Origin of the sequence: Streptomyces sp. NRRL WC-3549 (genome assembly GCF_000721935.1) — a bacterium.
Classification (GTDB): domain Bacteria; phylum Actinomycetota; class Actinomycetes; order Streptomycetales; family Streptomycetaceae; genus Streptomyces.
In genome coordinates this window covers 134,430-142,520 of sequence record NZ_KL585423.1, presented here as the reverse complement: position 1 = coordinate 142,520, position 8,091 = coordinate 134,430, and the positions used below count along the sequence as shown (strand labels likewise).

Here is an 8,091-nt window from a genome sequence, read left to right as displayed (position 1 = left end):
TCAGAGATGTGTATAAGAGACAGGATACGGGGTGGAGTTCGTCCCGGTCGGCCCGGACGACCCCGAGGTGGGGCCGCCCACGCAGATGGCCGTGTTCACGAGGACCGCGCCGGACAGCGAGACGGCACACGGGAAGGCGCGCCAGGAGACGCACGAGAAGGCGCACGGCGATGCGCACGGGAAGACGAAGGAGGCGAAGGCCGCATGACCGGAACCGCTCGCACGACGGGCACCACCCCACGCAGGCTCCCGGTGACCGACCTGTCCCTCGTCGTGCTCATCGGCGCCACCGGATCGGGCAAGTCCACTTTCGCTCGCACCCACTTCAAGCCCACCGAGGTCATCTCCTCGGACTTCTGCCGGGGCCTGGTCGCCGACGACGAGAACGACCAGAGCGCCGGCGCCGACGCCTTCGACGTCCTGCACCACATCGCCGGCAAGCGCCTGGCCGCCGGCCGGCTCACCGTCGTCGACGCCACCAACGTCCAGTCCGAGAGCCGCAAGCAGCTCGTGCGACTGGCCAGGGAGTACGACGTCCTGCCCATCGCGATCGTGCTGGACGTGCCGGAGGAGGTCTGCCTCGCGCGCAACGCGCGGCGTCCCGAGCGGGCGGGGATGCCCCGCCACGTCGTCCGGCGCCACCGGCGCGAACTGCACCGCTCCCTGCGCGGACTGGAACGCGAGGGCTTCCGCAAGGTGCACGTCCTGCGCGGTGAGGAGGAGGTCGCCGCCGCGGAGATCGTCCTGGAGCGCCGCTACAACGACCTCCGCCACCTCACCGGCCCCTTCGACATCGTCGGTGACGTCCACGGCTGCAGCTCCGAGCTGGAGACCCTGCTCGCCGAGCTCGGTTACGTCGACGGCGCGCACCCCGAGGGGCGTACCGCCGTGTTCGTCGGCGACCTCGTCGACCGGGGCCCCGACAGCCCCGGGGTGCTGCGCCGCGTCATGTCCATGGTCGCCTCGGGCAACGCCCTGTGCGTTCCCGGCAACCACGAGAACAAGCTGGGCCGTTACCTCAAGGGACGCAAGGTCCAGCACACCCACGGACTGGCCGAGACCGTCGAGCAGCTGGAGCGGGAGGACGCCGAGCACCCCGAGTTCCGCGCGGAGGTCGCGGAGTTCATCGACGGGCTGGTCAGCCACTACGTCCTGGACGAGGGCAAGCTGGTCGTCTGCCATGCCGGGCTGCCCGAGAAGTACCACGGCCGCACGTCGGGCCGGGTCCGTTCGCACGCGCTGTACGGGGACACGACCGGGGAGACCGACGAGTTCGGCCTGCCCGTGCGCTACCCGTGGGCCGAGGAGTACCGGGGCCGCGCCGCCGTGGTCTACGGGCACACGCCCACGCCCACCGCGGCCTGGCTCAACAACACCCTGTGCCTGGACACCGGTGCGGTCTTCGGCGGCAGGATGACCGCGCTGCGCTGGCCGGAGCGCGAGATCGTCGACGTACCGGCCGAGCGGGTCTGGTACGAGCCGGTGAAGCCGCTGACCACCGAGGCGCCCGGGGGCCGGGAGGGCCGGCCGCTGGACCTCGCCGACGTGCAGGGCCGCCGGGTCGTGGAGACCCGCCACATGGGCCGTGTCGCGGTGCGCGAGGAGAACGCGGCGGCGGCGCTGGAGGTGATGAGCCGGTTCGCCGTCGACCCCAGGCTGCTGGCCTATCTCCCGCCGACCATGGCCCCGACCGCCACCTCCCGGGAGGAGGGGTATCTGGAACACCCGGCGGAGGCCTTCGCGCAGTACCGGGCCGACGGCGTCACCCGGGTCGTGTGCGAGGAGAAGCACATGGGCTCACGCGCGGTGGCCCTGGTCTGCCGCGACGCGGACGCCGCCCGTGCGCGTTTCGGTACCGGGGGCACCTCCCGCCCTGCCGGCGGGGCGGAAGAACCCGCCGGCGCGCTGTACACCCGCACCGGACGGCCGTTCCTGGACGACGGCGCCCTCACCGGCACGGTCCTCGACCGCCTCCGCGCCGCGGTGTCCGCCGCCGGACTCTGGGAGGAGTGGGACACCGACTGGGTGCTGCTGGACGCCGAGCTGATGCCCTGGTCCCTCAAGGCGGGCGGGCTCCTGCGCTCGCAGTACGCGGCCGTGGGCGCCGCGTCCGGCGCGGTCCTGCCCGTGGCGGAGGCGGCCCTGGCCGCGGCGGCGGCGCGGGGCGTGGACGTCGGCGGCCTGGCGGCGCGGCAGCGGGCCGAGGACGCGGCGGCCTTCACCGAGGCCTACCGCCGATACTGCTGGAGCACCGAAGGGATCGACGGGGTCCGGATCGCGCCGTTCCAGATCCTCGCCGTGCAGGGGCGCTCGCTGGCCGCGGTGCCGCACGACGAGCAGCTGGCCTGGGTGGACCGCCTCGTCGAGCACGACCCGACCGGGCTGCTCCAGGGCACCCGGCGCCTCGTGGTCGACACGGGTGACGAGGCATCCGTGCGCTCCGGCACGGACTGGTGGCTGGAGATGACGGGACGCGGCGGCGAGGGCATGGTCGTCAAGCCGCTCGGCGCCCTCGTACGGGACGCCAAGGGGCGGCTCGTCCAGCCCGGTGTCAAGGTGCGCGGCCGGGAGTACCTGCGGATCGTCTACGGCCCGGAGTACACCCGGCCGGAGAACCTGGAGCGGCTGCGTTCCCGGTTCCTGGGCCACAAGCGGTCCCTGGCCCTGCGCGAGTACGCCCTCGGGCTGGAGGCCCTGGAGATGTGTATAAGAGACAGACCCCCGGCTGTGAACCCGGGGACGGTCCGTACGACAAGTGGTGGGCGGTTCGCGGGGTGAACGGCGGGCCGTGTGGTCAGGATGAAGGCATGGGATTCCATGTCGACTCCGAGGCCGGGCGGCTGCGCCGCGTCATCCTGCACCGCCCCGATCTGGAGCTCAAGCGGCTCACCCCGAGCAACAAGGACGCGCTCCTCTTCGACGACGTGCTGTGGGTGCGCAGGGCCAGGGAGGAGCACGACGGCTTCGCCGGTGTGCTGCGCGACCGCGGTGTGGAGGTCCACCTCTTCGGTGACCTGCTCCGCGAGTCGCTCGGCATCCCGGCGGCGCGGCGGCTCGTGCTCGACCGGGTCTTCGACGAGAAGGCGTACGGTCCGCTGGCCACCGAGCACCTGCGGACCGTGTTCGAGGAGCTGCCCTCCGCCGAACTGGCCGAGGCCCTGGTCGGAGGGATGACGAAACGGGAGTTCCTGGAGCGGCACACCGAACCGACCTCGGTCCGCTTCCACGTCATGGACCTGGACGACTTCCTCCTCGACCCGCTGCCCAACCACCTGTTCACCCGGGACACCTCGGCCTGGATCTACGACGGGGTGTCCATCAACGCGATGCGGTGGCCGGCCCGGCAGCGGGAGACGGTCCACTTCGAGGCGATCTACCGGCACCACCCGCTGTTCACCGGCCCCGAGGCGGGTGTCTTCCACCACTGGTCCCAGGGGCAGGACGACTACCCCTCCACCATCGAGGGCGGCGACGTCCTCGTCATCGGCCGGGGCGCGGTCCTCATCGGGATGAGCGAACGCACCACCCCGCAGGCCGTGGAGATGCTCGCGCGGGGCCTCTTCGACGCCGGGTCGGCCCGGACGATCGTGGCCCTGGACATGCCCAAGCGGCGTGCGCTCATGCACCTCGACACGGTGATGACGATGATCGACGGTGACACCTTCACCCAGTACGCGGGGCTCGGGATGCTCCGGTCCTACACGATCGAGCCGGGCAGCGGTCCCCGGGAGCTCAAGGTCACCGACCACCCGCCGGAGCACATGCACCGGGCCATCGCCGCCGCACTGGGCCTGGACACCATCCGGGTGCTCACCGCCACCCAGGACGTCCACGCCGCCGAGCGCGAGCAGTGGGACGACGGCTGCAACGTCCTCGCCGTGGAGCCCGGGGTGGTCGTCGCCTACGAGCGCAACGCCACCACCAACGGCTATCTGCGCCGCGAGGGCATCGAGGTCATCGAGATCCGGGGCAGCGAACTGGGCCGCGGCCGGGGCGGCCCGCGCTGCATGAGCTGCCCGGTGGTGCGCGACCCGGTATGACCCGGCCGGACCGGGGCGGAGCCCCGACCGCGCCGACCAGGAGAGAGCCCGGGCCGACCGGGGGAGCGCACCGGATCCGGGGCGGGAGGGAGGAACGCACCAGGCCTGTATAGCGATGCGGGTGCTCGTATACACTTCCAGAATCACCCGTACGCAGCACGCCCGAGCCAGACCCAGGAGCAGCCACCATGGCCCATGACCTCGTAGGCCGCCACTTCGTCAAGGAGCTGGACTTCACGGCCGAGGAGTTCCGCGGCCTGCTCGCTCTGGCCGCCGAGCTCAAGGCCGCCAAGAAGGCGGGCCGGGAGGTGCGGCGGCTGCGCGGCAAGAACATCGCGCTGATCTTCGAGAAGACCTCCACGCGTACCCGCTGCGCCTTCGAGGTGGCCGCCGCCGACCAGGGTGCCTCCACCACGTACCTCGACCCCTCGGGCTCCCAGATGGGGCACAAGGAGTCGGTGAGGGACACGGCGCGAGTGCTCGGGCGGATGTTCGACGGCATCGAGTACCGAGGTGACAGCCAGCAGGTCGTGGAGGAGCTCGCCGCGTACGGCGGGGTCCCGGTCTTCAACGGCCTCACCGACGACTGGCACCCCACGCAGATGCTCGCCGACGTCCTGACGATGACCGAGCACTGCGAGAAGCCGCTGGAGGAGACGGCCTACGCCTACCTCGGCGACGCCCGCTTCAACATGGGCAACTCCTACCTGGTCACCGGCGCCCTGCTCGGCATGGACGTCCGGATCGTCGCGCCCGCCGCCTACTGGCCGGCGCAGGAGGTCGTGGACCGGGCCCACGAGCTCGCCGCGGCCAGCGGGGCGCGCGTCACCCTCACCGAGGACATCGCCGAAGGGGTCCGGGGAGCCGACTTCGTCGCCACCGACGTCTGGGTCTCCATGGGGGAGCCCAAGGAGGTCTGGAGCGAGCGCATCGCGGCCCTCGCGCCCTACGCCGTGACCATGGACGTCCTGCGCGCCACCGGCAACGACGCGGTGAAGTTCCTGCACTGCCTGCCGGCCTTCCACGACCTCGGCACGCGGGTGGCCCGGGAGATCCACGACCAGCACGGTCTGGAGGAGCTGGAGGTCACCGACGAGGTGTTCGAGTCCGCGCACTCCGTCGTCTTCGACGAGGCCGAGAACCGCATGCACACGATCAAGGCCGTCCTGGTCGCCACCCTCGCCGGAGACGACGGGCCGACCGCATGAACATGCACCCAATTGGGTGAACATGCATAGATGTGGCTACGATGATGCCACTTGGTGGGGTTCGGGCTCGCACGCCCGAACCCCGCTTTCCGTTCACGGGCCGGCCCCACAGCCCGTCGACGCCCCCCCACGCAGCACCGGAAGAAGAGAACGCCCGCATGAGTCCGGCCCCCCGCACCCCGCCCCCCGCGAGCCCGCCCCGCAGGCCGGGGGCGCGCGTCAAGAGCCCCGCCCTGCTGCTCGCCGAGTCCGGCGCCGACCTGGAAGGGCACGGCCTCAAGCGCACCATGGGGCTCTTCCAGCTGGTCTGCTTCGGCGTCGGCGCGATCGTCGGCACGGGCATCTTCGTCGGTCTCTCCGACAGCGTCGCCGAGGCGGGACCCGCCGTGGTGATCTCCTTCGTCCTCGCGGCGATCACCTGCATCTTCACCGCGTTCTCCTTCGCGGAGCTCGGCGGCGCCCTCCCGGTGTCCGGCAGCTCGTACTCCTTCGCCTACGCCACCCTCGGCGAGCGCGTCGCCTTCCTGGTGGGCTGGTGCCTGCTGCTGGAGTACGGCGTGTCGGTCTCCGCGGTCGCCGTCGGCTGGAGCCAGTACGTCAACGAGCTGCTGGACAGCCTGGTCGGTCTGCAGCTGCCCGCGGCGCTCTCGGCCGGACCCGGCGACGGCGGCGTCATCAACCTGCCGGCGGTCGTCGTGGTCATGATGGCCGCCACCCTGCTGGTGCGCGGCATCCGGGAGAGCGCGGGCGCCACGGCGGCGATGGCGGTCCTGAAGATCGGCATCCTCATCGCCTTCTGCGCCATCGCCTTCACGGCCTTCCAGGACGGCCACCTCTCGCCGTTCGCCTCCCACGGCGTGGCGGGGGTCACCGCGGGCGCGTCCGTGGCGTTCTTCTCGTACATCGGGTTCGACGCCATCACCACGGCCGGCGAGGAGGTCAAGAACCCCCGGCGGAACATCCCGATCGCGATCATGATCTGCATCGGGCTCGTCACCCTGCTCTACTGCGCCGTCGCCCTCGGTGCCATCGGCGCCCTGGGGGAGGACGCCGTCTCCGGCAAGCCGGCCGCGCTCTCGCTCGTCGTCGACCAGGTCACCGACTCGTCCGTCGGCGGCGGGATCATCGCCTTCGGCGCCGTCGTCGCGATCGCCTCCGTGGTGCTCGCCGTGATGTACGGGCAGACCCGGATCCTGATGTCGATGTCCCGTGACGGCCTGGTCCCCCGGGTCTTCGAGCGGGTCTCACCCCGTACGCACACCCCGGTGGCGAACACCTGGATCGTGGCGGTCGTCTTCGCGCTCCCGGCCGCGTTCTCCTCGCTGGACGTCGTCGTGAACCTGACGACCATCGGCACCCTCGCCACCATGGCCGTGGTGAACATCGCGGTCATCGCCCTGCGCCGGGGCCACCCGGAGCTGAAGCGGTCCTTCCGCGTCCCGCTCTACCCGCTCAGCCCGGTCCTGGGCGTCGGCTTCTGCGTGTACCTGATGTACGGCACGGGCTGGACGACCTGGGCGCAGTTCGCGGTCTTCCTGGCCGTCGGTGCGGTGCTCTACGCCTGCTACGGGCGCCGCAGGTCGCGGCTGGTCAGCTCCGCGGGGACGGGCCCGGCTGGGCCGGGATCGCCGGAAGCGTGAACCAGACGGCCTTGCCGTGCTCCGTGGTGCGGTGACCGCAGGCGGAGCTGAGCGTGCGGATGAGCAGCAGACCACGGCCGTGTTCCTGCCACGGGTCGGGCACACTGCCCGGCCCCGGCCGGGACAGGTCGCCGGGCGGGCCCGGATCGCGGTCGTGCACCTCCACCTGGCATCCGGTGGCCATCAGCTCGACCACCAGCTCGATCGGCCCCGCGCCGCCGGTGTGCTCCACGGCGTTGGCGACCAGTTCGGCGGTGAGCAGCTCGGCCGTGTCGCTGTCCGCCGCCACCTCGATGTCCGCCAGTGCCGTGCGGACGAGCGCACGGGCGATCGGCACGGCCGCCGTCGAGTGCGGCAGGGCGATACGCCAGGAGGCCGGTGAGGGCCGGGGAGCGGGGATGTCGGGCGGCACGGCGGGGTTTCCTTCGGGAGCGAGACGTCCTGTGCGGACCTCTGTTCCGGTTCTGCTGGTCCAGGACCGCTGTACCGGGCCGCTGCGCCAGGGCTTCCGGACCAGGACCACCTGGACCCGACCCTACGGAGCGCGACGGCCGGGGCACAGAGACCGCCGACCGGTACAAACGGGACCTTCGCCCCCACGGTCTCATGGATCGTTTGTCCCGTGCCTGTGACTCACGCCACCCCGACCCGCCGTCCCCGCCCTGTCGCCGATACGCAGGTACACGCCGTTGCTCGTCGGGTTCGCGAGGTCCGCGAAGAGCAGCACCTCCCCGGCACCCGCCTCCCTGGCCGTCCGGCCCGCCCCGGCCGTCACCGCGGCGGCGTACCCCCGGCCGCGGTGCTCGGGCGGTGTGTAGACGACCGACACCCGGGCGGTACCGGCGACCGTGCGGGAGACGCCCGCCATCGACACCGGTACGCCGCCGTCCTCCCAGAGGACCAGCCCGCCGTGCGCGATCCGGTCGTCCACCAGCCGCTCGGCCCCGCTGCCCGACTGGCCGGTCTCCTGCCCGGCCTCCGGTCCGCCCCGGTGGCGACGCGCGGCAGGCCGCCGGGGGCGGGGGAGGGAGGTACCAGGAGGCCCAGCCGGTAGAGCCGGTGCTCCGCTTCCACCCGGTGGCCGGGCAGGCGCGCGGCCAGCGCCTCGGCCGTGGCGCGGTCCGCGTTGACCTGGGGCAGCGGACACGCGTCCAGCAGCGGGCCGACCGCCTCCGGGGCCACCGTGCCCAGGACCGGCGGGGG

General features: G+C 72.2%; 6 protein-coding genes and 1 pseudogene. 5 read left to right on the top strand and 2 right to left on the bottom strand.

From position 1 onward, the window contains the following. Positions 1-22: 22 nt before the first annotated feature. The 5 genes and pseudogenes from IH13_RS43590 to IH13_RS0127010 all read left to right on the top strand — a co-directional run. Positions 23-208: pseudogene (locus tag IH13_RS43590) on the top strand (3' terminal RNA ribose 2'-O-methyltransferase Hen1); the annotation flags it as partial. After that, complete coding sequence (locus IH13_RS0127025) at positions 205-2,778, top strand: polynucleotide kinase-phosphatase (protein WP_234433400.1); 2,574 nt, start codon at positions 205-207, stop codon at positions 2,776-2,778. The pseudogene IH13_RS43590 and the gene IH13_RS0127025, both read left to right, overlap by 4 nt. 29 nt (positions 2,779-2,807) lie before the next feature. Then, positions 2,808-4,040 carry an arginine deiminase gene (locus IH13_RS0127020; protein WP_031088587.1) on the top strand — a complete coding sequence of 411 codons (1,233 nt, stop codon included), beginning with the start codon at positions 2,808-2,810 and terminating at the stop codon, positions 4,038-4,040. A gap of 188 nt (positions 4,041-4,228) precedes the next feature. Then, positions 4,229-5,248 carry an ornithine carbamoyltransferase gene (gene argF / locus IH13_RS0127015; protein WP_031088586.1) on the top strand — a complete coding sequence of 340 codons (1,020 nt, stop codon included), beginning with the start codon at positions 4,229-4,231 and terminating at the stop codon, positions 5,246-5,248. Positions 5,249-5,406: 158 nt separating this feature from the next. Then, positions 5,407-6,888 carry an amino acid permease gene (locus IH13_RS0127010; RefSeq protein WP_031088585.1) on the top strand — a complete coding sequence of 494 codons (1,482 nt, stop codon included), beginning with the start codon at positions 5,407-5,409 and terminating at the stop codon, positions 6,886-6,888. On the opposite strand, the gene IH13_RS0127005 is transcribed toward IH13_RS0127010, so the two are convergent. Both IH13_RS0127005 and IH13_RS46215 read right to left on the bottom strand, forming a co-directional pair. After that, complete coding sequence (locus IH13_RS0127005) at positions 6,839-7,300, bottom strand: ATP-binding protein (protein ID WP_031088584.1); 462 nt, start codon at positions 7,298-7,300, stop codon at positions 6,839-6,841. The two genes, IH13_RS0127010 and IH13_RS0127005, sit on opposite strands and share 50 nt — an antisense overlap. Positions 7,301-7,492: 192 nt before the next feature. Next, a complete protein-coding gene (locus IH13_RS46215; RefSeq protein ID WP_420713399.1) occupies positions 7,493-7,819 on the bottom strand; it encodes a GNAT family N-acetyltransferase in 327 nt (108 codons plus the stop codon). Positions 7,820-8,091 lie beyond the last annotated feature (272 nt).

What these genes read in the sequence shown, in the direction of transcription:
- IH13_RS0127025 (WP_234433400.1), top strand. Translation starts at nt 205, where the DNA reads ATGACCGGAACCGCTCGCACGACGGGCACCACCCCACGCAGGCTCCCG.
- IH13_RS0127020 (WP_031088587.1), top strand. Translation starts at nt 2,808, where the DNA reads ATGGGATTCCATGTCGACTCCGAGGCCGGGCGGCTGCGCCGCGTCATC.
- argF (WP_031088586.1), top strand. Translation starts at nt 4,229, where the DNA reads ATGGCCCATGACCTCGTAGGCCGCCACTTCGTCAAGGAGCTGGACTTC.
- IH13_RS0127010 (WP_031088585.1), top strand. Translation starts at nt 5,407, where the DNA reads ATGAGTCCGGCCCCCCGCACCCCGCCCCCCGCGAGCCCGCCCCGCAGG.